Annotated in this window: 30 protein-coding genes and 1 other annotated feature; of the genes, 28 read left to right on the top strand and 2 right to left on the bottom strand. The window is 29.2% G+C overall.

Features of this window, described 5'->3' with window-relative positions:
- The 27 genes from BUB33_RS16950 to BUB33_RS14605 all read left to right on the top strand — a co-directional run.
- Positions 1-137 (top strand): IS3 family transposase (locus BUB33_RS16950; protein WP_143154908.1); only part of this gene is annotated, 137 nt, incomplete at its 5' end.
- A 310-nt stretch (positions 138-447) separates the two neighbouring features.
- Positions 448-897: an endolytic transglycosylase MltG gene (locus BUB33_RS14725; RefSeq protein ID WP_072977869.1), complete on the top strand. Its 450-nt coding sequence runs from the start codon at positions 448-450 to the stop codon at positions 895-897.
- Between the two features lie 173 nt (positions 898-1,070).
- Positions 1,071-1,805: a hypothetical protein gene (locus BUB33_RS14720; protein WP_072977866.1), complete on the top strand. Its 735-nt coding sequence runs from the start codon at positions 1,071-1,073 to the stop codon at positions 1,803-1,805.
- A gap of 23 nt (positions 1,806-1,828) precedes the next feature.
- A complete protein-coding gene (locus BUB33_RS14715) occupies positions 1,829-2,461 on the top strand; it encodes a CBS domain-containing protein (RefSeq protein WP_072977864.1) in 633 nt (210 codons plus the stop codon).
- 69 nt (positions 2,462-2,530) lie between these two features.
- The gene (locus BUB33_RS14710) at positions 2,531-3,124 is read left to right on the top strand and encodes a hypothetical protein (protein WP_072977861.1); all 594 of its coding nucleotides are present in this window, start codon (positions 2,531-2,533) and stop codon (positions 3,122-3,124) included.
- 80 nt (positions 3,125-3,204) lie between these two features.
- Positions 3,205-3,699: a crossover junction endodeoxyribonuclease RuvC gene (ruvC, locus tag BUB33_RS14705; RefSeq protein ID WP_072977859.1), complete on the top strand. Its 495-nt coding sequence runs from the start codon at positions 3,205-3,207 to the stop codon at positions 3,697-3,699.
- Between the two features lie 16 nt (positions 3,700-3,715).
- Complete coding sequence (gene ruvA / locus BUB33_RS14700; protein ID WP_084725507.1) at positions 3,716-4,315, top strand: Holliday junction branch migration protein RuvA; 600 nt, start codon at positions 3,716-3,718, stop codon at positions 4,313-4,315.
- 14 nt (positions 4,316-4,329) lie between these two features.
- On the top strand, positions 4,330-5,340 hold the full coding sequence (gene ruvB, locus BUB33_RS14695; protein ID WP_072977854.1) for a Holliday junction branch migration DNA helicase RuvB: 1,011 nt from the start codon (positions 4,330-4,332) through the stop codon (positions 5,338-5,340).
- 27 nt (positions 5,341-5,367) lie between these two features.
- Entirely contained in the window at positions 5,368-6,735 is a 1,368-nt protein-coding gene (locus BUB33_RS14690) for a SpoIID/LytB domain-containing protein (RefSeq protein WP_072977851.1), read from the top strand.
- Positions 6,736-6,765: 30 nt separating this feature from the next.
- Positions 6,766-7,791, top strand: a complete 1,026-nt coding sequence (gene queA / locus BUB33_RS15915; protein ID WP_072977849.1) for a tRNA preQ1(34) S-adenosylmethionine ribosyltransferase-isomerase QueA — start codon at positions 6,766-6,768, stop codon at positions 7,789-7,791.
- A 12-nt stretch (positions 7,792-7,803) separates the two neighbouring features.
- Positions 7,804-8,928 carry a tRNA guanosine(34) transglycosylase Tgt gene (gene tgt / locus BUB33_RS15910; protein WP_072977846.1) on the top strand — a complete coding sequence of 375 codons (1,125 nt, stop codon included), beginning with the start codon at positions 7,804-7,806 and terminating at the stop codon, positions 8,926-8,928.
- Between the two features lie 55 nt (positions 8,929-8,983).
- Positions 8,984-9,304, top strand: a complete 321-nt coding sequence (gene yajC / locus BUB33_RS14675; RefSeq protein ID WP_072977844.1) for a preprotein translocase subunit YajC — start codon at positions 8,984-8,986, stop codon at positions 9,302-9,304.
- 94 nt (positions 9,305-9,398) lie between these two features.
- Entirely contained in the window at positions 9,399-9,776 is a 378-nt protein-coding gene (locus BUB33_RS14670) for a TIGR04086 family membrane protein (protein ID WP_072977841.1), read from the top strand.
- 77 nt (positions 9,777-9,853) lie between these two features.
- Positions 9,854-9,994, top strand: coding sequence for a six-cysteine ranthipeptide SCIFF (scfA, locus tag BUB33_RS14665; RefSeq protein WP_072977839.1), 141 nt, complete (start codon positions 9,854-9,856; stop codon positions 9,992-9,994).
- A 69-nt stretch (positions 9,995-10,063) separates the two neighbouring features.
- Complete coding sequence (gene scfB / locus BUB33_RS14660; protein ID WP_072977837.1) at positions 10,064-11,425, top strand: thioether cross-link-forming SCIFF peptide maturase; 1,362 nt, start codon at positions 10,064-10,066, stop codon at positions 11,423-11,425.
- 10 nt (positions 11,426-11,435) lie between these two features.
- Positions 11,436-12,719 (top strand): protein translocase subunit SecD, encoded by a 1,284-nt coding sequence (gene secD, locus BUB33_RS16460; RefSeq protein ID WP_084725505.1) that lies wholly within the window; start codon positions 11,436-11,438, stop codon positions 12,717-12,719.
- 15 nt (positions 12,720-12,734) lie between these two features.
- On the top strand, positions 12,735-13,601 hold the full coding sequence (gene secF / locus BUB33_RS16455) for a protein translocase subunit SecF (RefSeq protein WP_084725503.1): 867 nt from the start codon (positions 12,735-12,737) through the stop codon (positions 13,599-13,601).
- A gap of 141 nt (positions 13,602-13,742) precedes the next feature.
- Positions 13,743-15,527 carry a single-stranded-DNA-specific exonuclease RecJ gene (recJ, locus tag BUB33_RS14650; protein WP_072977835.1) on the top strand — a complete coding sequence of 595 codons (1,785 nt, stop codon included), beginning with the start codon at positions 13,743-13,745 and terminating at the stop codon, positions 15,525-15,527.
- Between the two features lie 86 nt (positions 15,528-15,613).
- Positions 15,614-17,776, top strand: coding sequence for a RelA/SpoT family protein (locus tag BUB33_RS14645; RefSeq protein WP_072977832.1), 2,163 nt, complete (start codon positions 15,614-15,616; stop codon positions 17,774-17,776).
- A 12-nt stretch (positions 17,777-17,788) separates the two neighbouring features.
- The gene (dtd, locus tag BUB33_RS14640) at positions 17,789-18,238 is read left to right on the top strand and encodes a D-aminoacyl-tRNA deacylase (protein ID WP_072977830.1); all 450 of its coding nucleotides are present in this window, start codon (positions 17,789-17,791) and stop codon (positions 18,236-18,238) included.
- Between the two features lie 11 nt (positions 18,239-18,249).
- Positions 18,250-18,870 carry an MBL fold metallo-hydrolase gene (locus BUB33_RS14635; protein WP_072977827.1) on the top strand — a complete coding sequence of 207 codons (621 nt, stop codon included), beginning with the start codon at positions 18,250-18,252 and terminating at the stop codon, positions 18,868-18,870.
- A gap of 18 nt (positions 18,871-18,888) precedes the next feature.
- Complete coding sequence (gene hemZ, locus BUB33_RS14630) at positions 18,889-20,367, top strand: coproporphyrinogen dehydrogenase HemZ (protein WP_072977825.1); 1,479 nt, start codon at positions 18,889-18,891, stop codon at positions 20,365-20,367.
- 19 nt (positions 20,368-20,386) lie between these two features.
- A complete protein-coding gene (locus BUB33_RS14625) occupies positions 20,387-20,785 on the top strand; it encodes a bacteriohemerythrin (RefSeq protein WP_072977823.1) in 399 nt (132 codons plus the stop codon).
- Positions 20,786-20,833: 48 nt separating this feature from the next.
- Positions 20,834-21,032: a binding site (T-box leader), on the top strand.
- Between the two features lie 43 nt (positions 21,033-21,075).
- Positions 21,076-22,854 carry an aspartate--tRNA ligase gene (gene aspS, locus BUB33_RS14620; protein ID WP_072977820.1) on the top strand — a complete coding sequence of 593 codons (1,779 nt, stop codon included), beginning with the start codon at positions 21,076-21,078 and terminating at the stop codon, positions 22,852-22,854.
- Between the two features lie 22 nt (positions 22,855-22,876).
- Positions 22,877-23,578: a tRNA threonylcarbamoyladenosine dehydratase gene (locus tag BUB33_RS14615; protein WP_072977818.1), complete on the top strand. Its 702-nt coding sequence runs from the start codon at positions 22,877-22,879 to the stop codon at positions 23,576-23,578.
- An 11-nt stretch (positions 23,579-23,589) separates the two neighbouring features.
- On the top strand, positions 23,590-24,012 hold the full coding sequence (locus tag BUB33_RS14610) for a SoxR reducing system RseC family protein (protein ID WP_072977815.1): 423 nt from the start codon (positions 23,590-23,592) through the stop codon (positions 24,010-24,012).
- A 17-nt stretch (positions 24,013-24,029) separates the two neighbouring features.
- On the top strand, positions 24,030-24,296 hold the full coding sequence (locus BUB33_RS14605) for a metal-sensitive transcriptional regulator (RefSeq protein ID WP_084725501.1): 267 nt from the start codon (positions 24,030-24,032) through the stop codon (positions 24,294-24,296).
- On the opposite strand, the gene BUB33_RS14600 is transcribed toward BUB33_RS14605, so the two are convergent.
- Both BUB33_RS14600 and BUB33_RS14595 read right to left on the bottom strand, forming a co-directional pair.
- A complete protein-coding gene (locus BUB33_RS14600; protein WP_072977809.1) occupies positions 24,293-24,730 on the bottom strand; it encodes a threonine/serine exporter family protein in 438 nt (145 codons plus the stop codon). The genes BUB33_RS14605 and BUB33_RS14600 overlap by 4 nt on opposite strands.
- On the bottom strand, positions 24,731-25,519 hold the full coding sequence (locus BUB33_RS14595) for a threonine/serine exporter family protein (protein WP_072977807.1): 789 nt from the start codon (positions 25,517-25,519) through the stop codon (positions 24,731-24,733).
- Positions 25,520-25,675: 156 nt separating this feature from the next.
- Here BUB33_RS14595 and BUB33_RS14590 point away from each other — a divergent pair.
- Positions 25,676-26,197: PLP-dependent aminotransferase family protein (locus BUB33_RS14590; protein ID WP_479694042.1), on the top strand; the 522-nt coding region annotated here is incomplete at its 3' end.

The raw sequence follows: 26,197 nt of genomic DNA, 5'->3' as shown, positions 1-26,197 counted from the left end.
AATTCTGCACATATTCCGAGTTAGAATCTGCTGTTATTGAATATATAAATTATTACAATAATCATAGGTATCAAAAACGATTACAGTGCATGACTCCAATAGAATACAGGCGTTATCTTTTAGATTCAGCTGCTTAAAATGAATATACGCCAATCATAATGAAATGGTTGGCGCACAAAGTTTTTATTATTTTCACTGTCTACTTGACAGGGGCATGTTCATTTAAAAGGTTTGTTTTTTATATTATAGAGAATAGAAAAAAATTATTTTATTTAACTTTAATTTTCTAAGTATGAGTTTAAAAAAATATGCTTTATAAAAAATGTGTCTATAGACGCATTTTTTTATAAATTAATGAAATTAGTATCTTATTCATATTATATTTATAAATAAGATGTTATAATAAGTATTGATTTATTATAATAATATATGAGGTGATTTATAAATATGAATAAAAGAATTAAGTTAGCATATCTAACTTTAGGTATAGGTATTGGAATGATTTTTACTAATATTTTATATTCCTTTAATCCTAATATAAAGTATTTAGACTTAGAAGATGAGGCAATAATAGAAAAAGCAAAAGAATTGGGAATGGTAAACTTAAAAGAAAGCATAGAAGTAGAGAATATAAAAGAAGATCCAATAGAAGAAAAGAAAGAAGATGAAGTCATAGAACCAATAATAGAGACAGAAATTATAGTAGAAAGTGGCTCGAATCTTACAAGGGTTGCAAAAAATCTTTATGATGCAAATTTAATAAAGGATGTAGATGAGTTTGTTTTATTTGTAAAAGGAAAAAAACTAGATAAAAAGATTAGAACTGGGAGATATAAAATAAAATCTAACAGTTCTTATGATGATATTATAGAAATCTTGACTAGAAGACTTAATTAAATATATTACTTTTTATTTTACATATTAAAATTTTGTAAGAAAGTTATTATATAAATTTAATCTATTATGAAGAATTATGTAGTATAATAGTCTTTGCTGTCCTTTAAAATTTATAGTTAAAATGTTTAATACATCAAAGGATTGTCAACAATTGATAAAAAGGAGGTATTGATATGGCAATAGCAAACAATGAACTATCTAGTATCTATGATGGATTAATATATAAATTTCTTTATAATAACGATATAAGTTGCATACATATCCTCCTTAATCTATATGATTTAGAAGAAAATATAACAAACATTTGCCCCAAGTACGTATCTATACATAATCTAAAAAAACATATCAGCAAATTTTTGAAGAAGAGAAAAGGGAATTATTCTATATCCCTAAATCTTGGACAACTAATTCATGAAGATATTAATAGATTGGAGTTGTTTATTTATCTAGAAGGTTATAAACATGGTTATTTTAATAATTATTGGGTAAATATCTTAGAGGAAATAGCAATAAAAAATACACCTATAGATAAATTATATAAAAGTAAGTATTTATATCATTTTGATAATAAAATAAAACAGATATCGGATGTTAAGGCGTTAATAGGTGGAGAAATCCAAAAAGGTGAGAAGCAAAATAAATATTTATATGATATTATTAGGGATTATTGTCATAAACTATTAAGGACAAAGATTTTTAACCTAAATGAACATTTAGATAAACAGCTGACAATAGAATATAATTCAAAGCCTTGTAACACTAAAGAAGAAGACAACTTATTAACTTTAGATGAATTAAATAGTATTTATAAAGAAATGGTAAAGATAGTACTTAAAGATGGTTTAAAACTCTATAAAGAGGCATACTGGTACGGACTAAATGATAGAGTGTTAAAGAGGTATAGATAATATTTAAAGGGGAGAGATTATAAATGTTTATTAGAAATTATATGCTGCCAAAAGAAAAACTAACTACAGTTGAGTTAGGTGAGAGTTTGGGTAGAGCCCTTGAAAAAATCAATGAGGGAAATTTTTTATCCCTACCAGTTATAGATGGTAAAGAATTCAAGGGTATTCTCATGAAAGAAGCTGTTTATAGAAATTATTTAGAGTCTGGAAAATGTAATAAAGAGGAGTATCTAAACAACACTAAAGTAGAGGAAATATATAATAACAATTATGAGTCCATTTCTGCAGATGAAAGAATTGAAAAAGCTTCTTATCTTTTAAAAGAGCTTAGAACACCGTTTTTGCCTGTTTTTGATTCTAATGATAAATTTGTAGGAATATTAACTCATTTTGCAATATTTAATGCTTTTTCAGAAATATTTGGAATAGATAAGGGAACTAGAATTGTTATAAATATGTTTGATTTACCAGGACAGTTAGCAAGACTTACAGACGTAATTAGAAAAGAAAATATAAATATAATAAATTTTGCCATTATGGATCCAAAAGTATTAGATTTAATTCAAGTTATCCTTAGAGTGGATACAGATGATGTAGATAAATTAGTTGATAAAATTCAATCAGCAGGATTTAAGATTGGTGAAGTTACCAAATAATGTGCTTTTGTATAAAAAATTGTAAAATGGATATAATAACCCTCTAGATAGTAATCTGGAGGGATATTTATGAAAAAAGACAAAGTTTTACCTGTTTTCTTTTTTTCTTTAACCTTGTTTTTAGTGAGTTTTATATTTGGCTATCAATTGATGAGCAAAAGATTAAACCCGAAAGACATTAGCAAAATAGATATAAAAGAAAAAGATATATTAGAGCATCCAGAAAAAGAAATACTTGGTGAGGGTAATAGGATTTCTCCAAATACCTTTATAGAAGAGAGAATTCACTATATGGCTTGTAACCATGTTGTTACAAAGACGAATCTTGTAGAAGATAATATGGTCAATATGACGAGAGAAGAATTTATTGAATATATTCAAGAAAATTATCCTGATAAAAAGTTAATATCTTTTTCATCTAGTAAAATAACATTAGGAACTACTAAAAACCATTTATGTGAAAATCATTATATAGTTGGAGAAAAAGACGGTTTGATAGCAATATTTAAGGTTGGAGAAAATGGAGAAAGAGTATTAGATAATGTGTTAGTTGATTATCCTATTTCATTATTAATGGATATTGATCAAGAAAAAATAATAGATGGGATTGTAGTTGATAATGAAGATGAATTGTCTGAAATTCTTGAGAATTTTATTAGTTAACTAAGTTAGATTTTCTAACTTAGTTTTTTATGTGTAAATATGGTACAATAGTAAATATAGTTATAGAAGGGAGATAAAGGATGATAATTCTAGGAATCGATCCAGGAATTGCAATAGTTGGATATAGTATTATAGAATGTAATGGAAATAAATTTAAAGCAATTGATTATGGTTGTATAAGAACAGATTCAGATATTTTATTTCCTGATAGGATAAAGATAATATATAATAGACTTATTGAAATTATAGAAAAATATAAACCTGAAGATTTAGCAGTGGAAGAACTATTTTTCAACAAAAATGTAAAGACAGCTATAAAGGTAGGACAAGCAAGGGGGGTAGAAATACTAGCAGCTGTTAATAAAGGGTTAAATATATATGAATATACTCCCTTGCAGATAAAGCAATCTGTTGTAGGATATGGGAGAGCAGATAAAAATCAAGTACAAGAAATGGTAAGGATACTATTAAATTTAAAAGAAAAGCCTAAACCAGATGATGTAGCAGATGCTTTAGCAGTAGCCATATGTCATGGAAGTTCTATTAAATTTAAAGAAGCCTTTAGAATGAAATAATATATGAATATAAAGGGTGAATAATTTGTTTGAGTTTATTATTGGAGATATAGTAGCTATAAGAGAAGATTATATAGTATTGCAGAATAATGGAATAGGTTATAAAATATTTACATCTACTAATACAATGATCCAAATTGAATTAGGGATGAAAAATGCAATGATTTTTACATATTTGAATGTAAGAGAAGATGGAATATTTATTTATGGATTTATATCAGAAGAAGAACTTAATATGTTTAAATTACTTCAGATGGTTTCTAAAATTGGGCCTAAAATAGCATTAGGCATCCTATCTACACTAAATTCAAACCAGATTAAATTAGCTATAATGAGAAAGGATTTAGATGTTTTATGTAAGGCACCAGGAATTGGGAAAAAAACTGCTGAAAGAATTATATTAGAGTTAAAAGATAGGATAGATAAGGATATAATAATTGAAGAAGATAATATAAGTGACTTGAATTATGATAACTATATGGAAGCTATAAATGGATTAATGTCTTTGGGATATACAAGAATAGAAGTTGAGAAGATTATAAAAACCATGGACATATCCAATATGAGTATTGAAGATATAATTAGGGAAACATTAAAAAGATTATCAAAACATTAAGAAGGGGTTAATAAATGGAGAATATTAATGATAGAATAGTGGCTGGAAGTCTAAGAAATGAGGATTTGGAAAGTGAATTGACATTGAGACCTAAATGGATTACTGAGTATATAGGTCAAGATAAGGCTAAAGAAAAACTAAATATTTTTATTCAAGCTGCTAAAGGAAGAAATGAATCTTTAGATCATGTACTATTATATGGGCCACCTGGACTTGGGAAAACCACCCTAGCAAATATTATTGCAAATGAAATGGGTGTTAATATAAGAGTTACATCAGGACCTGCCATTGAAAGACCTGGGGATTTGGCTAGTATTTTAACTAATCTTTCAGAGGGAGATGTTTTGTTTATTGATGAGATACATAGAATCAACAGAACTGTGGAAGAAATATTATATCCAGCAATGGAAGATTTCGCATTGGATATAATAATTGGAAAAGGGCCTTCTGCTAGATCCGTAAGGCTTGATTTATCCAAATTTACACTTATTGGTGCAACCACTAGAGCAGGGCTACTAACATCACCCCTTAGAGATAGATTTGGAGTAATGTTGAACTTGGAGTTATATGACGATGAAAGTTTGAAACAGATAGTAATTAGATCTGCTGATATATTAGATATAGAAATTGAAGATAAAGGAGCTTTAGAAATAGCAAGAAGATCTAGGGGAACGCCTAGAATCGCAAATAGATTACTTAAAAGAGTCAGGGACTATGCACAGGTTGTAGAAAAAGGTATAATTACTTGGGAGGTGGCAAGAAAAGGTTTAGAGGTGCTTGAAATCGATGAATTAGGATTGGACAGTGTAGATAGGAAATTAATTCTTACTTTAATAGAAAACTTCAATGGAGGACCTGTTGGTGTAGATACTCTGTCTGCAGCAACAGGAGAAGAAAGAAATACAATAGAAGATGTATATGAACCATATCTTTTACAAATAGGTTTTTTAAATAGAACTCCTAGAGGAAGAATGGTTTCTAAAAAGGCATATGAACATTTTGAAATTCCATATACTGAAGATTAAAAATATAATTAGGGGGAGAAAGGATATATGAAAAAGAATATATCTAAATTTTTAATTTTAATGTTACTATTAGCTTTATTGCCTGTTAAAAAATCTTATGCTAAAAATATTAATAATCAGTATCTAAATATTAGGTTAACAAAACCAATAAAACAGAAAAATGTTGTTAACTTTGGAAGTAATAATGGATTTTTATTATTTTCTATTAACAATAAGGATGATGTTTTATTAAATATAGATGATACAAATATAAAAGCTGTATTGAGTGAGAATGGTATAAACTTGGTTAATTCTCGAGAAGATATTCTATTTACTTTACCAAAAGATGGTAGTGTTTTAATTTCATCAAATACTTTTAATAATTCAATAATTACAGTTGAAAAAGATAGATATAGGGATTATATTAGATTATTGAGTAAAAATAACGAAATTTATGTTATTAATCATGTGGAACTTGAGAACTATTTATATGGAGTAGTTCCTGCTGAAATGCCATCTACCTTCCATATGGAGGCATTAAAGGCACAGGCAGTGGCCTCTAGGAGTTTTGCAATTTCTAATATAAATAAACATTCTTCTGAAGGATTTAACTTATGTGATACTACTCATTGTCAAGTATATTCTGGAGTTGAATATGAAAGACCTTCAACTAATTTGGCTGTAGATGAAACTAGAGATGTATTTGCGTATTATAATGGAAAGGTAATAGAGGCAATATTTCATTCAACAAGTAGTGGCTTTACTGAGGATAGTGTAAATGTATGGGGAGGAGATTTCCCCTATTTAAAATCTGTAGAGGACAGTTTCTCATTAGAGTCACCTTATAGTAAGTGGAGTTTTAGTATAAATCTTAATGAATTAAATAATAATCTAATTTCATCTGGAATAGATATAGGAAATTTACAAGGAATGGAGATTATTGAAGCTACTTCAACAGGAAAAGTAAATAAAGTAAAGGTCATTGGAACTAAGGGAGAAAAAATTATAAATGGTACTCAATTTAGGAATATAGTTGGAGCTTCAAAGTTTAAAAGTTCTTGGTTTGATATAAAAAGTGGTAATATGAGTACATCTGATAATCAAGTTTATATTATGGATGGAGCTATGCTTAAGCCCCAAACTATGGACATTAATAAAGCCTATATAATTGATGGAAAGAATCAAAATAAGGTAACTAGGGGAAGTGTAAGTAGGGCAATGGGGAAAGATAAGGTAGAATCCTTAGGACAGTTTTATCCCATAAATTCTTCTGAGATATTAATAGAAGGAAAAGGATTTGGTCATGGAGTAGGTATGAGTCAATTTGGAGCAAAGAAAATGGCAGAGCTAGGATATGACTTTGAGGAGATACTTAAATACTATTATACTGGAATAGATGTGCTAACAAATAATTAATCAATTATTATAATAGAGAAGGATGGTCTAATGAAAAGAGAGAATTTTAGTTATTTTTTACCAGAGAAGCTAATAGCTCAACACCCTTTAAAAAACAGAGAAGAATCTAGGTTGTTAGTATTGGATAAAAAAACTGGTAAAATAGAGCATAAAAAATTTAAGGATATTATTGATTATTTAAATAAAGGAGATTGTTTAGTTTTAAATGATACAAAAGTAATACCTGCTAGACTCTTTGGAAATAGAGTAGGAAAAGAGGAAAGTATAGAAATTTTGCTTCTTAAAAGAATGGAAGATAATTTATGGGAAACTTTAGTAAAACCTGGGAAGAAGGCTAGACCTGGGCATATAATAGAATTTGGCGGCGGAGTTTTAAAGGGGGAAGTTTTATCAATAGGAGAAGATGGCACTAGAATAATAAAATTTGAATATAAAGGAATATTTGAGGAGATTTTAGATAGTTTAGGTGAGATGCCATTGCCTCCATATATTACAGAGGTACTAGAAGACAAAGATAGGTATCAAACTGTTTACTCAAAGCATAAAGGTTCAGCTGCTGCACCAACAGCGGGTCTTCACTTTACTAATGAACTATTAAATGAAATTAGAGATAAAGGTGTTAATATAGCCTATATAACCTTACATGTAGGGCTTGGAACCTTTAGACCTGTTAAAGTAGACAATATCTTAGAGCATCATATGCATTCCGAATATTATAATATACCAGAGGAAGCAGCAAATATAATTAATAAATCCAGAGAAAATGGTGGCAAAATAATATCTGTAGGAACTACATCTACTAGAACCTTGGAAACTGTATCTGATGAAAATGGAAAAATCATACCAAAATCAGGCTGGACTGACATATTTATTTATCCTGGATATAGATTTAAAATTATAGATAGATTGATTACAAACTTTCATTTGCCAGAATCAACTTTACTCATGTTGGTTAGTGCATTAGCTACCCAAGAAAGAATATTAGATGCATATAAAATAGCAGTGGAAGAAGAATATAGATTTTTTAGTTTTGGCGATGCCATGTTTATAAAATAACAGGAGGTAATTATGGCAATAAGATTTGAATTATTAAAAGAAGCAAAAGATTGCAAGGCAAGACTTGGAAAATTATATACTCCTCATGGAGTTATAGAAACGCCAATATTTATGCCTGTAGGAACTAGAGCTACAGTTAAAGCTATGACACCAGAGGAAGTTAAAGGTTTAGGTGCCCAAATAATTTTAAGTAATACTTATCACTTATATTTAAGACCAGGTCATAAACTTATAGAGGAAGCAGGAGGACTACATAAATTTATGAATTGGGATGGACCTATTTTAACAGATAGTGGAGGCTTTCAAGTTTTTAGTCTGGGAGATTTAAGGAAAATAAAAGAGGAAGGAGTAGAATTCAGATCCCATATTGATGGTTCGAAACATTTCATAAGTCCAGAAAAATCTATAGAAATTCAAAATTCCTTGGGATCCGATATTATGATGTGTTTTGATGAATGTACTCCTTATCCAGCTACCTATGAGTATGCAAAACATTCTATGGAAAGAACTACTAGATGGGCTAAAAGATGTAAAGATTATCATAAAAATTGGGATAAACAAGGATTATTTGGAATAGTTCAAGGAGGAATGTATAAAGATTTAAGAGAACAGAGTGCCAAGGAATTGGTAGAGTTAGACTTTCCAGGCTATGCAATAGGTGGACTTAGTGTAGGAGAACCTAAGGAATTAATGTGTGAACTTTTGGATTTTACTACACCTTTATTACCTAAAGACAAACCTAGGTATAATATGGGAGTTGGAACTCCAGACTATTTATTTGAATCGGTAATTAGAGGAATAGATATGGCAGATTGTGTACTTCCTACTAGAATTGCAAGGAATGGGACAGCTCTTACATCACAAGGAAAAATAGTCATAAGAAATGCAAAATATGCTAAGGATTTTACTCCATTAGATCCAGAATGTGATTGTTATGCTTGTACAAATTATTCAAGGGCATATATTAGACATTTATTTAATGTAGATGAAATTTTAGGAGCAAGGCTTACTACAATTCATAATTTATATTTTTTAATAAAATTAATGGAAAACATTAGAAAAGCCATAAAAGAAGATAGAATTCTTGAATATAAAGATGAGTTTTATAAAAAATATGGTTATAATGATAAAAATTAGATGAATTATTTAAAAAATACTGTATAATAGATTATAGAAAGGGAGGGGTTTATACATGCCACAACAGTTACAAGGACTAATAATACCTATAGGATTTTTAGTCGTATTTTATATTTTTGCCATTAGACCACAAAAGAAAAGAGAACAACAAGTAAGAGAAATGAGAGATAATCTAAGAGTTGGTGATGAAATAATTACCATTGGTGGGATTAATGGGAAGATTATAAAAGTAAAAGAAGACTTTATAACCATAGAAGTAGGTTCTTCTAGAACTAAATTAGATATGGCTAGATGGTCAGTTGGTTCAGTAGTTAATAAAAATGAATCAAAAAAATCTAAAGATGAAGAAGTAGATACTAAAGAAGAGGATAAATAGAAAAAAAGCTTCCTAATTTAATAAGGAAGCTTTTTTTATGTAATAAATATCACTTTCCTTAAATAAATTAAAATAAGGATAAGGAGGGAGATATATGAAAACAAAGAATTTAGACAGAGGTATTCATTTATTAAGGGGGTTGCTTTTAGCCTATATTATTACTTGTATTCTAATATTATTTTTTTCACTACTATTAACCTATTCATCACTTAAAGAAAATAAAATGCCTTTAATGAATACAGTAATTATGATGCTGAGTATAATAGTAGGCAGTATTTATGTGTCCAAGGGGATTAAGGAAAAAGGCTGGATTAATGGGGGAATAGTAGGAATAGTATATTATTCAATATTAATTATACTTAATCTTATATTCTTAAAATCTTTAAAATTAGATATATTTTCAATTTCAAAATTAGCACTAGCCTGTATTACTGGAATAATAGGTGGCATTATTGGGATAAACATATCTTAAAAGAAAAAAAGCTTTAAATTCAAAAAAGAATATGATATAATAAATAGCAGAAAATAGACGCCAAGGGGGGATTTAAAATGAAATATATAAAGACAATATCTGGCAGCAATTTGAAAGATACTATAGCTAAAGGTGGTTGTGGAGAATGTCAAACTTCATGCCAATCAGCTTGTAAAACATCCTGTACTGTAGGAAATCAAAAATGCGAAAATAAATAAAAAAGTAAAGGGTGGTGGTTTATCCACTACTTTTTATTTGTATAAAATTGTTAATTGGGAGGAAGTTTAATGAATAGGGCATCAAAGATGCATAAGTTTCATTTAAATAATAAGTATATTATCTTAGATGTAAATACTGGTGCAGTACATGTAGTTGATAAAATTGTATATGAAATAATAGATTATTATGGAGAAAAGTCCATAGATGAAATAAAGAATATATTTAAAAGTACCTATGGTGAAAAAGCAGTTGAAGATGTTTATAATGAAATAGATGAATTAGTTAAAGAGGGGCTTTTATTTTCTGAGGGGATAGATATTTCTAATTTTAAATATAATGAGGAAAATATTGTTAAAGCAATGTGTTTACACGTGGCACATGACTGCAATTTAAAATGCAACTATTGTTTTGCATCCCAAGGAGATTTTAAAGGAGAAAGGTCATTAATGTCTTTAGAAGTTGGAAAAAAGGCATTGGACTATCTTGTTAAACATTCTGGTACTAGAAGAAATCTAGAGGTGGACTTTTTTGGTGGAGAACCCCTTATGAATTTTAACTTAGTTAAGGAACTGGTACAATATGGAAGAAGTTTAGAACAAGAGTACAATAAGAACTTTAGATTTACTATTACTACAAATGGAGTTTTACTTGATGATGAAAAGATTGATTATATCAATGAAAACATGTCAAATGTTGTTCTTAGTTTAGATGGAAGAAAAGAAGTTAATGATAATATGAGAAAGACAATCTCTGGGGAAGGTAGCTATGATATCATTCTACCTAAGTTTAAAAAAATGGTGGAAAAAAGAGGAGATAAGGATTACTATATCAGAGGTACCTTTACTAGCAATAATATTGATTTTTCCAAAGATGCATTAGATTTTTATAATAATGGATTTAAAAAGATTTCCATAGAACCAGTAGTGACTTCAGAGGAAATGGATTACGCTTTAAGAGAAGAACATCTACAATTAGTTTTAGATGAATATGAAAAATTTTCTAAGGAATATATTAATATAAAAAAGATGGACAAAGATTTTTATTTTTTTCATTTTATGATAGATTTAAAGCAGGGACCCTGTATAATTAAGCGAGCTGTTGGTTGTGGGGCAGGGTCAGAATATATGGCAGTTACTCCTGAAGGAGATTTATATCCTTGTCACCAATTTGTAGGGGAAGAAGGGTTTAAACTAGGTACTGTTTTTGATGGAGTTGAAAATACAAGTTTAAGAGAAAAGTTTAAGAAAGCTAATGTATACAACAAGGAAGAATGTAGAGAATGCTGGGCAAGATTTTACTGTAGTGGAGGATGCCATGCAAACTCATACCATGCTCATAAAGATCTTAGTAAAGCATATAAATTAGGCTGTGAGATGGAAAAGAAAAGAATAGAATGTGCCATATCTATATTGGCAAACTTAGATGATTAGGAGGGGTAAGATGAAAGCTAAAAACACTATATTATTTATATTAGTATTAGCTATAGTAGGAGGTAGCACATTTTTAGCATTAAATGGTGCTAAAATTGGCAAATATGAGATTCCAAAAGCAAAGGATTCAATTGAATTAGGATTGGAATTGGCTGGAGGAGTTTATGTAGTGCTAGAAGCTCAAACTGATGCCAAGGGTGCTGAACTTCAAAAAATTATGGAGCAATCAAAGGCTATTATCAATGAGAGGATAAATGGTCTTGGTGTATCAGAACCTAATATTTCAATTGAAGGTGGTAATAGGATAAGAGTTGAGTTAGCAGGTATAAATGATCCACAAAAGGCCATTGAACTAATAGGTAAGACAGCACAATTACAATTTGTTGATCCAAAAGGAAATATTGTATTGACAGGAAAAAATGTTGCAGGGTCAGAAGTTCAATATCATACAGACAAATTAAATCAACAGGAAATTGTTGTAAGTCTAGAGTTGGATAAGGAAGGTACTGAAAGATTTGCTGAAGCTACTGGAAGACTTACATTAGAACCAAAGAGAGAAGATAGAATTATTTATATAATTTTAGATGATCAGGTAATATCATATCCAGCAGTGAAAGGTGTAGCAGAAGGTGGAACAGCAATTACAGATGGTAAGGCTGTTATAACAGGAGGGTTTACTTTAGAAGAAGCTAGTCAATTGGCAACTCTAATTAGAGCAGGTGCTTTACCAGTAGAAATGAAGGAATTACAAACATCTGTTATTGGACCAACTTTAGGATTAGAAGCATATGAAAAAAGTATAAAAGCAGGAGCAATTGCACTTCTTATAATTATGGTTTTTATGATGAGTATATATAGAATACCTGGCTTTATTGCTTCTATTGGACTTATTATATATACATTGATAACTATATTTACTATGTCATCCTTAGGCGTTAAATTAACACTTCCAGGCATAGCAGGTTTAATACTGTCTATAGGTATGGCAGTAGATGCCAATGTTATAATCTTTGAAAGAATCAAAGAAGAAATAAAAATAGGTAAGAGTGTTAGAACTGCTGTAGATGCAGGATTTAAGAGAGCACTTACATCTGTAATAGACTCTAATATAACCACTTTAATAGCTGGAACTGTATTATATTATTTTGGTACTGGTCCTATTAAGGGATTTGGTGTAACCTTAATAATAGGTATAGTTGCTTCTATGATAACATCAGTTATTATTTCAAAATATTTGTTAAAATCAATAGTATCAATTACAGGTGGCAAGAATAGCAAGCTTTATGGAGCTTAATAGAGGGGTGAAAAAATGGATATTATTAAAAATAGAAAGATATTTGCAATATTTTCATTAGTTATAATCATAGTGGGACTTCTTATGTTTTTTACTAAGGGTTTAAACTATGGAATTGATTTTACTGGTGGTACATTAATTCAGATAAATGCAGGAAAATTTATACCAGTAGATGAAGTTAGAGAAATAACAGATGAATATGATAAAGATGTAAGTGTTTTACATGCAGGTATAGAAAAAGATGAAATAATAATAAAAAGTACCTTAGACCTTTCAAATGATACAATCACAAGTATAGTAAATAAATTTATAGAAAAATATAATATAAATGAAAATAATTTTCAATCTGAAAAATTTGGTCCTTTGATGGGAAAAGAAATAAGGGAAAAAGCTATGTTATCCACATTAATAGCAACTGTATTAATGCTTGGATTTATAACATGGAGGTTTGAATTCAACTTTGGATTAGCAGCTATAATTGCTTTAGTGCATGATATATTCATTATGCTAGCTGTTTATTCTATTCTTAGAATTCCAGTAAATAGTTCTTTTATTGTTGCAATTTTAACTATTTTAGGATATTCTATAAATGATACAATAGTAATTTTTGATAGAATAAGAGAAAATGTAAGATTATATCCAAAGGAATCACCAGAAAATTTAATAAATAAGAGTATAAAGCAATCTTTAAAGAGAACAATAAACACATCTTTTACTACTTTAATTGCAATTCTTATGTTATATATATTAGGGGTTGAAGCTATTAAGGTACTTGCATTACCACTTATGATAGGTGTTTTGGCTGGTACTTATTCATCAATGTTTATTGCATCTCCAATTTGGTACGAACTTAAAAATAGAAAAATAAAAACTGCTAAATAGGCAGTTTTTATTTTATATCATAAGAAGTTTTTGTCAAAAAATAAGAAATATATAAGAATAACTAGAATTAAATGTAATAAAATGATAAAATTTAGATACTAATTAGCGTATCTAAATTTTATTTCTATTGGAGTGAAGTAATTGGAGAAGTGGTTTATAAAAAACAAAGGAAATGATTATAAAAAAATTGCAAAGGATTTTAAAATATCTGAATTTTTATCTAAACTTTTAGTTAATAGAGATATAACTGATTATAGATTAATAGATAGTTTTATATATCCAGATTTAAGTAAATTACATAGTCCAGATTTTATGAAAGATTTATTAAAAGGTGCATCTATTATTAAAGAGGATATTATTAACAAGAGAAAAATAAGAATAGTTGGAGATTATGATGTAGACGGAGTAATTTCAATTTATTTATTATATAGAGGGATTAAAAAATGTGGAGGTAATGTAGATTATGTTGTACCAAATAGAATTGATGATGGCTATGGTATAAATATTGAAATTATTAAAGAAGCAAAAATAGATAATATAGATACTATAATAACTTGCGATAATGGTATAGCAGCAATAGAGCAAATAGAGTTTGCAAAAAAACTTGGACTAACTGTAATAGTTACAGATCATCATGATATACCTTTTATATTAGATGAAAAGGGGGAAAAAAAATATTTATATACTGATGCAGATGCAGTAATAAATCCAAAACAAGAAGATTGTAAATATCCCTTTAAAGGTCTTTGTGGAGCAGCAGTAGTATTCAAATTAATACAAAAATTATACTCTATATTTAATTTGCCACAAGAAGAGATTTATTATTTTTTAGAATATCTTGCTATTGCAACAGTCTGTGATGTAGTAGATTTAGTTGATGAAAATAGAATTATAGTAAAGAAGGGCTTAGAGCTTTTAAATAAGACTAAAAATATTGGTTTAAAAGCTTTGATAAAAGAAACAGGTATAGAAGGTAAGGAAATTGGAGTATATCATTTAGGGTTTATTATTGGACCAAATATTAATGCTTCTGGAAGACTGGATTCAGCTTTAAAAGCTATAGAATTACTTTTATCAGATGATTTAGATAGTGCAGATACTTTGGCAAAAGAACTTCGAGAGTTAAATGATGAGAGAAAAGAAATGACTAAAGAAGGAGTAGAAAAAATAGTAAAAATTATTGAAACTTCGGAATTAAAAGATGATAAAGTATTTGTAATCTATGAACCAGAGATACATGAAAGTATTGCAGGAATCATAGCAGGAAGAATTAAGGAAAGATATAATAAGCCTACAATAGTATTAACTCGAGGGAAGGATGGAGTAAAAGGATCTGGCAGATCTATAGAAGGGTATAATATGTTTGAAGAATTATCACAATGTAAGGACTTATTATCGAGGTTTGGTGGACATCCTATGGCAGCAGGTTTGTCTCTAGAAGAGGATAATATAATTAAACTACGAAAATCTTTAAATAAAAATACAATATTAACAGATGAAGATTTAATACCTAAAGTATATATAGATATGCAAATTCCTTTAGAATATATAAGCTTTAAGTTAATTAATGAAATAAAACTTTTAGAACCATTTGGAAAAGGGAATACTAAGCCTATATTTGGTGAAAAAAATCTAAAAATTAATCGGGCTTTTATACTAGGTGCAAATAGAAATGTTTTAAAGCTAATATTGGAAAATGAAAGCAGAAAAACATTGGAAGGAATATTTTTTGGAGATATTGAAGCCTTTGAAAATACAATAGAAAATATTTATGGAAAAAATGAACTTAATAAGGTCTATAGTGGAATAGATAATAATATAAAAATTGATATTCTATACTATCCTTCAATTAATGAATATAATGGTAATACTAATTTGCAAATTATAATTCAAAATTATAGGGTATCAAGAAATGTGGCATATTAACCTATTTGTTATAAGCAATTGATAATGGGTAATTATAAATAATCAAACTTATAGACACATTCATTAATATGAAGAGGGTGAATCAAATGTTAGAGAACTTACTATTAAAAATAGAACAATATAATTCACAAGCAGATCTAAGCCTTATAGTAAAGGCATATAATTTCGCTCAACTAGCTCATGAAGGACAGATAAGGAATTCAGGTGAAAAGTTTTTTATTCACCCCTTCAATGTTGCCATTATATTAGCAGATTTAAATATGGACACGGATACCATAGTAGCAGGTCTACTTCATGATGTTATAGAAGATACAGAAATAACCTATGAGAATATTGTAGAAGAATTCGGAGTTGAAATAGCCAATTTAGTAGAAGGAGTAACGAAATTAAAGAAACTTCAATATAAGACTAAGCAGGAAAATCAAGCAGAAAATTTGAGAAAAATGGTTTTAGCTATGGCAAATGATATAAGAGTTATTATAGTTAAACTGGCTGATAGACTTCATAATATGAGGACATTAGAATATATGAGAGATGAAAAGAGAAAAGAAAAGGCTCTAGAAACTCTAGAGATTTATGCTCCCTTAGCACATAGATTGGGAATTTCTAAAATAAAATGGGAGCTAGAAGATTTATCTTTAAGATATCTTGATCCTGATAATTACTATGATTTAGTTGAGAAGGTTTCTAAGAGAAGACAAGAAAGGGAAGCATATGTAAAAAACATAATAGAAACTTTAAGTAAAAAACTAGATGAAGTTAAAATAAAATATGATGTTAGTGGTAGACCAAAGAATTTTTATAGTATATATAAAAAAATGGTTCATCAAGGAAAAGCTTTTGAGCAAATATTTGATTTAACTGCCATAAGAGTTATAGTAGATAATATTAAAGATTGCTATGAAGTACTTGGTATAGTTCATAACCTATGGAAGCCTTTACCAGGAAGATTCAAGGACTATATAGCCATGCCTAAACCTAATATGTATCAATCCATTCATACTACAGTAATTGGTATGAAGGGAGAAATATTTGAGGTTCAAATACGTACTTGGGAGATGCATAGAACAGCAGAATATGGAATAGCTGCCCATTGGAAATATAAAGAAGGAAGTACAAAATCTGATAGCTTTGATGATAAACTAACATGGTTGAGACAATTACTCGAATGGCAGTCTGATTTAAATGACCCTAAGGACTTTATGGAGACATTAAAGATAGACTTTTTTACAGATGAAGTATTTGTATTTTCTCCAAAGGGAGATGTAATAAACCTTCCTGATGGTTCTACGCCTATTGATTTTGCTTATAGGGTTCATACTGAAGTAGGAAATAAATGTGTAGGGGCTAAAGTAGATGGAAGAATTGTTCCTTTAAATTATAAGCTAAAGAATGGAAATATTGTTGAAATAATTACATCTACAAACAGTAATGGGCCCAGTAGAGATTGGATTAAAATAGTAAAAAGTACTCAGGCAAAGACTAAAATTAGACAATGGTTTAAGGCTAAGGAAAAAGATTTAAATATAATAAGAGGAAAAGAATCATTAGAAAAAGAAGTTAAAAGATTAGGATATAAAACATCTGAAATTTTAAAAGATGAATGGTTGAAAAACATAGCTTGTAAAGTTAGCGTAAATTCTATTGATGATTTGTATGCGTCTATTGGTTATGGTAATATAACATTAAATCAAGTTATTTCAAAATTAAAAGTACAATATAATGATTATTATAAAATAACAGATGAAAAAGCTTTTATAGAAAGTAAAATACAGCAACCTAGTCAAGGGAAGATAAGTAAACCTACTCAAGGTATTAAGATAAAAGGTATAGATAATATTAAAATAAGATTTTCCAAATGTTGTAACCCAGTTCCAGGAGATGAAGTAGTAGGGTATATAACTAGGGGAAGGGGAGTTTCAGTTCATAGGGCAGATTGTCCAAATATAATAATGTCAGAAGATGTGGAGAGGTTTATAGAAGTAGAATGGGATTTTCAAAAGAAAGCGTCATATCCTGCTGAAATACAGATAAAGGCATCAGATAGATCAGGACTTTTGGCAGAGATTACTCAAAAAATAACAGATTCTGATTTAGGAGTAATATCATTAAACGCTAGAACATCCAAGGATAAAATAGTATTTATAAATGTGACCCTTGAGATTAAAAATATTGAAGAGTTAAGGGATTTAATGAAAAAGGTAAAAAGAATAAAAAATGTAATGGATGTATATAGAGTTACAGCTTAAGGAGAGATATAGATGAGAGCAGTTGTACAAAGAGTTTCAGAAGCTACAGTTAGAGTAGATAATAAAGTAGCTGGTGAAATAGGAAAGGGATTATTAGTATTTCTTGGCATAGGTGAAGGAGATACAGAAAAGGACTTAGAATATTTAGTAGATAAGGTTTTAGGACTTCGTATATTTCAAGATGAGAATGATAAAATGAACTTATCTTTATTAGATATTAATGGAGAAATATTAGTTATTTCTCAATTCACTCTTTATGGAGATGTAAGAAAAGGTAAAAGACCTAGTTTTACTGATTCAGCACATCCTGATATAGCCGAGAGAATGTATCTAGAATTTATAGATAAATGTAAGACTAAGGAAATAAAAACAGAAAAAGGCATTTTTGGTGCTGATATGAAAGTAAGCCTTGTAAATGATGGTCCTGTGACCATATTATTAGATAGTAAAAAATTATTTTAGGAGGTATAAATTTGAAAATAGTAAGAATACCAGCAGGCATATATGCAGCCAATTGTTATATTATATATTCTGAAGTTACAAGGGACGCTATAGTTGTAGATCCAGGTGGAGATGTGGATGATATACTTTCATCAATAAGAGAAAATGGACTTAAAATTAAATATATAGTGCTTACTCATGGTCATGCAGATCATATAGGAGGAGTAAAAGAATTGAAGAAGGTTTTATCTGTTCCAGTGATGATACATGAAGATGATAGAGAAATTCTAGTTGATGGAAATAAAAACCTTTCTACAATAATGGCTATGGGAACAGTGGAAATAGAACCAGATATCCTTTTGAAAGATGGGGATATTATAGAATTTGGTGATGAAAAAGCTCAAGTTATTCATACTCCTGGACATACTCAAGGAGGTATATGTATAAAAATAGGAGATAGTATAATAACGGGAGATACTCTATTTACAGGTTCTATAGGAAGAACAGATTTATTAGGAGGAGATTATGACTCTATAATAAACTCAATAAAAGATAAAATAATGGTTTATTCAGATGATATTAAAGTCTTTCCAGGACATGGAGCTCCATCTACAATAGGTAGAGAGAGGACTTCAAATCCATTTTTACGTTAAGATAAATAAGGTGATTATGTGATAAAGCTATTGTTAATAAATCACGAAACTAGATATGAATTAGTTGAATTAATTAGAGTTTTTTTCCCAGGTCAAGAGGTTATATCTATTGATACAAAAAACGACTATATAGGTGAGGGAATTCTTATAGTTAATTCTTTATATGAGGAGAATGGAATTAAGTTTGCCACTACAAGCCTATATATAAATGATGTTTTAGTTAAACAATCAACGGAAAATATTGAGCTTATAGAAATATATGGAAGATCCATAGACAAATATATAAGAATTGGGATTAAAAAGTCCTTATATAATACGTTGATTTCTCTAAATGAAGCTAAAATACCATGGGGAATTTTAACAGGTATAAGACCAGTTAAAATTGTTCATGAGTTATTGGATAGAAATATAGATGACAATGAGATAATTAGAGTTTTAACAGAAGAATATAAACTATATATTGATAAGGCTAAGTTGATATTAAATATTGGAAAGAAGCAAAGAAAGTATATTGAGCCCTTAAACAAGGATAAGTATAGTTTATACATAAGTATACCTTTTTGTCCTACTAGATGTTTATACTGTTCGTTTCCAGCCTTACCTATAGGTAGATATGAAAATCATATTAAAGAATATATTTCAAAATTAATATATGAAATCAATAATATATCTAAGATGATGAAAGGCAAAAATATAAATACAGTATATATAGGTGGAGGTACACCCACTGCAATTCCACCGACAGAACTTGAAAAAGTAATTCATTGTATTTACAATAATTTTGGACAAAAAGATATAAAAGAATTTACAGTAGAAGCCGGCAGACCAGATACCATTACAGAAGATTATTTAAGAATGTTAAATAAAAATAATATAAGAAGGATAAGTATCAACCCGCAAACCATGAATGATGGTACTTTGAAATTAATAGGTAGACAGCATAAAACAGAAGATATTATTAAAACTTTTAAACTAGCTAAGGAAATTGGATTTGATATAATAAATATGGATTTAATTATAGGACTTCCTGGGGAAGATATTCTTCATGTTAAAAAAACATTAGAAGAAATTAAAAGATTAGATCCAGAGAACCTAACTGTTCATACACTTTCAGTAAAAAGAGGATCAAAATTTAGAGATACTATAGATAAATATTCATTACAACCTCAGAATATTTTAAGTACAATGTTAAATGAAACTATGGAATATTCAAAAGATATGGGATTAGAACCTTATTATCTTTATAGACAAAAACAGATACTTGGAAATTTTGAGAATGTAGGATATTGCAAACCAAAAATGGAATGTATATATAATATTGCTATGATGGAAGAAAAAGAAACTATAATGGCAGCAGGAATGGGGTCAGTATCTAAAATTTTCTTTCCAGAAGAAAATCGAATAGAAAGAGTTCCTAATTTTAAAGATTTAAAGGAATATGTTGAAAGAATAGATGAATTAGTTGAAAACAAAAAAGTTAAGTTAGAAGGTAGTTAATAGGAAGGGGGCTTATATTATGTTATGGTGGACAGAAGAATTGGAAACAGGCATAGAGTCCATAGATAAGCAGCATAAAAGTATATTTGATAAGGCAAGTGAGATTTTCAACTTAGGAGTTAATTCTAATATTAAAGAAGTTGAGAAGATATTTATATTTTTAATGGGGTATGCAAACAATCATTTTTATGAAGAAGAAATATTGATGATGGAAAATTCTTATAAAGATTTTATTGAACATAGAAGACAGCATAATTATTTTATCGAGAAAATTTATAGAATATATCAAAATACAATAGAGGGACAGGTATCAGAAGAAAATCTAAATGATTTAAAATTGTTAATAATAGAATGGCTTGCTAATCATATAAATGTTGAAGATAAGAAATATATTAAATTAATGAAGAGTATTCAATAATACTCCTTGACATGAGTTATTTTATATTCTATAATTAATAAAAATAAATATAATACATTGAAAAGGAAGAGTAGTTAAATTACTTAGTTATAGAGAGTCAGTGAAAGGTGGAAAGCTGACACTAATATTTAATGAAGACACCTTGGAGTAGATAATCTATAAGATTAATTCGCAGAAATGCGTTAAATTTTTGAGTGAGGAAATACCTAATTAGGGTGGTACCGCGAGATAGCCTCTCGTCCCTGGATATCAGAGATGAGAGGTTTATATTTTTTTGAGGAGGTAATATAATGGTAGAAAAAATGGGAAATTTAAGAAGAACTATTATGTGTGGAGAATTAAGACCAGAGCATGATGGTCAAGAAGTAGTGTTGATGGGGTGGGTACAAAGAGAGAGAAATCTAGGTTCACTTATATTTATTGATTTAAGGGATACAACTGGAATTTCTCAAGTAGTATTTGATAATACAGTATCCAGTGAGATATTTGAAAAAGCAGAGAAAGTTAGATCAGAATTTGTATTGGCAGTAAGAGGAAAAGTAAGGATTAGACAATCTATTAATAAAGAAATACCAACTGGAGAAGTAGAGGTATTAGTAGAGGAACTTAAGATTTTAGACGAATCTGAAACTCCGCCTATTTATATTAAGGATGATGATAATGTTTCAGAAAGTATGAAATTAAAATATAGATATCTAGATTTAAGAAAACCATCTATGCAAGAAAAATTGAAATTAAGGGCAAAAACAGCTAAAGTAGTAAGAGACTTTTTATATGAGAATAATTTTATTGAAACTGAAACTCCTATGTTAACAAAGCCAACACCAGAGGGTGCTAGAGATTATTTAGTTCCTAGTAGGGTAAATCCTGGTGAGTTTTATGCATTACCACAATCACCACAGCTAATGAAGCAACTTCTTATGGTTTCAGGAATGGATAGATATTATCAAATAGTAAAATGTTTTAGAGATGAAGATTTAAGGGCTAATAGGCAGCCAGAATTTACACAAATAGATATTGAAATGTCCTTTGTAGACGTAGAGGATATTATTTCCATAAATGAAAAGCTTTTATATAAAATATTTAAGGAAATAAAAGGCATAGAAATAAAATTGCCAATAGATAGGATGACTTATGCTGAAGCTATGGAGAGATATGGAGTGGATAAACCCGATTTAAGATTTGGGTTTGAACTAAAAGATATTTCAGACTTAGTTAAAAACTGTGGCTTCAAAGTATTTAGTGGAGCAGTAGAAAACAAAGGTTCCGTACGAGGAATAAATGTTAAAGGATATGGAGATAAATTTACTAGAAAGGATATAAATTCTCTAGAAGAATATGCAAAGACTTATGGTGCTAAAGGATTGGCTTGGATAAAGATTACAGAAGAAGGAATAACATCACCTATTTCAAAATTCTTTAGTGAGGAAGAATTTACGAATATTTTGAAAAGAATGGATGGAGAAAAAGGAGATTTAATTCTATTTGTAGCTGATAAGAACTCCGTTGTATATGATAGTTTAGGAAATCTAAGAAATGAAGTAGCAAGAAGATTAAATATAATCCATCCTAATGATATGAAATTAGTTTGGATTACTGAATTCCCATTATTTGAATTTGATGAAGAAGAAAATAGATATGTTGCTAAGCATCATCCATTTACACACCCTATGGATGAAGATATAGAATTACTTTTAACGCAGCCTGAAAGAGTTAGAGCCAAAGCTTATGATATAGTTATTAATGGAGATGAATTAGGTGGGGGAAGTATTAGGATCAATAATTCTGATTTACAAAAGAAAATGTTTAGTGCATTAGGATTTACAGAGGAAGAAGCATGGGATAAGTTTGGATTCCTTTTGGAGGCTTTTAAATACGGAACTCCTCCACATGGCGGGATTGCCTATGGTTTTGATAGACTTATAATGCTTCTGTCAAATACATCAAATATTCGTGATGTCATTGCTTTTCCTAAGACTCAATCAGCTACTTGTTTAATGACCAATGCACCTACTGTTGTTTCAGATAAACAGTTAGAGGAAGTTCATGTAAAGTTAAATATTGAATAGTCAAGTTTGGAAGGAGAAAGAAATGAATAGTCCGTTTATGAGATCAGAGCTATTGCTGGGTAAAGAAGGAATGGAAAGATTATCTAAGGCAACAGTAGCCGTATTTGGAGTTGGAGGTGTAGGCTCTTTTACAGTAGAAGCATTAGCCAGAACAGGAATAGGTAACATATCACTAATAGATTATGATATAATAGATATAACCAATATCAACAGGCAAATACACGCTAATATAAAAACAGTAGGATTATCAAAAGTAGAAGCCATGAGAGATAGAATTTTAGATATAAATCCAGATTTAAATATAAAAGTATTTAAAGAAAAATATAATGAAGATACTAAAGAAGCACTTCTTTCTCATAAATATGATTATGTTGTAGACGCTATTGATATGGTTTCCTCTAAAATTGATTTAATTGTACAATGTAAAAAAAGAGGATTACCTATTATTAGTTCTATGGGTGCTGGCAATAAGCTAAATCCTACTATGTTTAAGATAGGGGATATCTATTCTACAAAGGTATGTCCTTTGGCTAAGGTTATGCGACATGAGTTACGAAAGAGAGATATCCAAGATCTTAAAGTAGTATGGTCTGAGGAAGTTCCTAGGAATGTAAACCTAGAAAATGAAAAGCTTAGAAAAGCAGTACCTGGTAGTATTAGTTTTATTCCTTCAGTAGTTGGATTAATTATAGCATCTGAAGTAATAAAGGATATTGCATTTTAGGAGGTGTAAATATGGAGCAGGTTGGATTTGTAAGGAAAGTAAATGGAAACAATGTTGAAGTAGAAGTAAGAAGAGTCTCAGCATGCGGAGATAACTGTAAGAGCTGTGGTGGAAGTTGTAGTGCACCCAATCATGTTGTTATACTTCCAAACAACGTAAATGCTAAAGCTGGAGATTTCGTTGAAATAAGAGGAGAAGCTAAAAATATACTGAAGTATACTATGATTATATATATGGTTCCTGTTACCATGTTAATTATAGGAATATTAATAGGTATGAAGATTTTAAAAAACTTAAATATAATTAGTTATGAGCCTTTTAGTTTTTTAATCGGTTTAGTATTTATGGCAATAGGATATTTTATAGTTAAGATTATTGATAAAAGATTTGGTAAAAGGAATAAAGATATAATACAGATGACAAGAATTATTTAGATAAAGGGGTGCGATTATTGGGAGATAAAACTGCTATTATTAAAAGGCTGAGAAGGGTTGAAGGACAAATAAAGGGAATACAAAAGATGGTTGATGAAGAAAAATTTTGTGGTGATATATTAATTCAAGTAGCTGCAGCAAGGGCAGCTTTAAACAGTGTAGGTGGCTTAGTACTTGAAAATTATATGAAAAATTGTTTAAAAGATTATTTACAAGGTGAAAGTGAAGAAGCTGCTTTAGATAAATTAGTTGATGTAATGCTTAAATATACAAAGCAGAATTAATCTTTTTGTTTAACCCTTTTAATTGATTTGGAAAAACCTGAGGAAATTATTATTCCTATGGCTATAGTAATTGCTATAAAAAAAGTTTCTACACCCTTGTTTGCAGCCAAATTAAAATCATTTTCTATTATAGCAAGCATTGTATAATACATGCCAGCACCAGGAACTAAGGGAACTATTCCCGAAGTGATATAAATGGTTGCTGGCTTTTTACATAGTCTTGCCAAAAGTTCACCCAATAGACCTACTGTTATAGCACCAAAAAATGTTCCTATAATATTGCTATGAAGTAAATTAGCAGTTATATAATATATAGTCCAACCCATAGAGCCAGCAATACCTGCGTATATTAAATTTTCTTTTGGAGAGCTAAACAACACAGAAAATCCAATTGTAGACATAAAAGATAATATTAATTGTTTAATAATATTCAATTAAAATACCCCCTTCGCATAAAAGTTTAGAATAATACCAACACCAAGAGCTATAGCTATTGCAGAAAAAACTGCTTCCATACCTCGAGATAATCCTGACAGAAAATCTCCAGACATAGTATCCCTAGTAGCATTTGTAATTGGTACTCCAGGGACTAGACACATTATAGACCCTATAATTACCTTGTCAAGATTTCCGCCTATACCAATTTTAACGAAAATATGGGAAAAAGCTGCTGCAAGGATTGCACCAAATAAATTATTAATAAAGAAAGTAAGATTAAATTTTGATATTAGATTAATAATAGTTAAAACAATAAAGCTAACAGTAAAACTAGCAATAAAATCTAAAAAAGAGCCTCCAAGAAGAACACAAAAAAAAGCTGCTGCCAAAGAACCAAAAAAGGTTTTAGTTAAATTTGTATAGCTATTTACCTTGTTTATTTTTTTTAATTCTTTAAGTCCATCATCCATAGACATCTGGGAATTAACAAAATTACGAGAAAACTCGTTTACCAAAGTAATTTTATTTAAATCTATTGAAATTGTTTTAACTCTCTTAATATAAGAAATTAATTCACCTTTATATTCTAATGATATAAATATTCCAGTTGGCACTATATAAGCGTCTACATATTTAATATCTTTTCTTGATTTACATATTCTAACTACTGTATCTTCAACTCTATAAATCTCAGCACCACTCCTGAGCATTATATCTCCTGCTAAAGTAGCTAAGATCAATAATTTTTTAATGTTTTTTCTATTATTGATTTCAGAATTATCCATGTTCTCACCTCTTAAATTATATTCTTGTAAAAATGACAAAAACTCTATATAATGTAAATGATTAGTTTTTTACCTTTGAAATTAGTTATACTATATTATAGCATAATATTACTATAATTAATTACAAAAAATAAAAGATGAGGGGAGTAGAAGAGGATGGATTTTTCAAATTTAACTAAGTATGACCCAGAAGTGATGAATATTATTGAAAAGGAATTTAATAGGCAGAAGAAACATATTGAACTTATAGCTTCAGAAAATTTTGTAACCCCACAAGTAATGGAAGCAGCTGGTAGCTATTTAACTAATAAATATGCAGAAGGATATCCAGCCAAAAGATATTATGGCGGTTGTGAAGTAGTAGATATGGTTGAAGACTTAGCTCGTGATAGAATGAAAAAAATATTCGGTGCTGACCATGCTAATGTACAGCCACATTCTGGTTCTAACGCTAATTTGGGAGTTTATTTTGCAGTATTGAAACCCGGAGATAAAGTATTAGGTATGAATTTATCACAGGGCGGACATTTAACCCATGGCAGCCCAGTTAATATTTCAGGAACCTATTACAATTTTATAGCCTATGGAGTAAATAAAGAAACAGAAACAATAGACTATGATGAAGTCAGAGAAATAGCATTAAAAGAAAAGCCAAAGATGATAGTAGCAGGAGCAAGT

The organism is Tissierella praeacuta DSM 18095 (genome assembly GCF_900128955.1).
Classification (GTDB): domain Bacteria; phylum Bacillota; class Clostridia; order Tissierellales; family Tissierellaceae; genus Tissierella; species Tissierella praeacuta.
The sequence above is the reverse complement of the archived record's forward strand: the minus strand, read 5'-3'. Positions and strand labels throughout refer to the sequence as shown.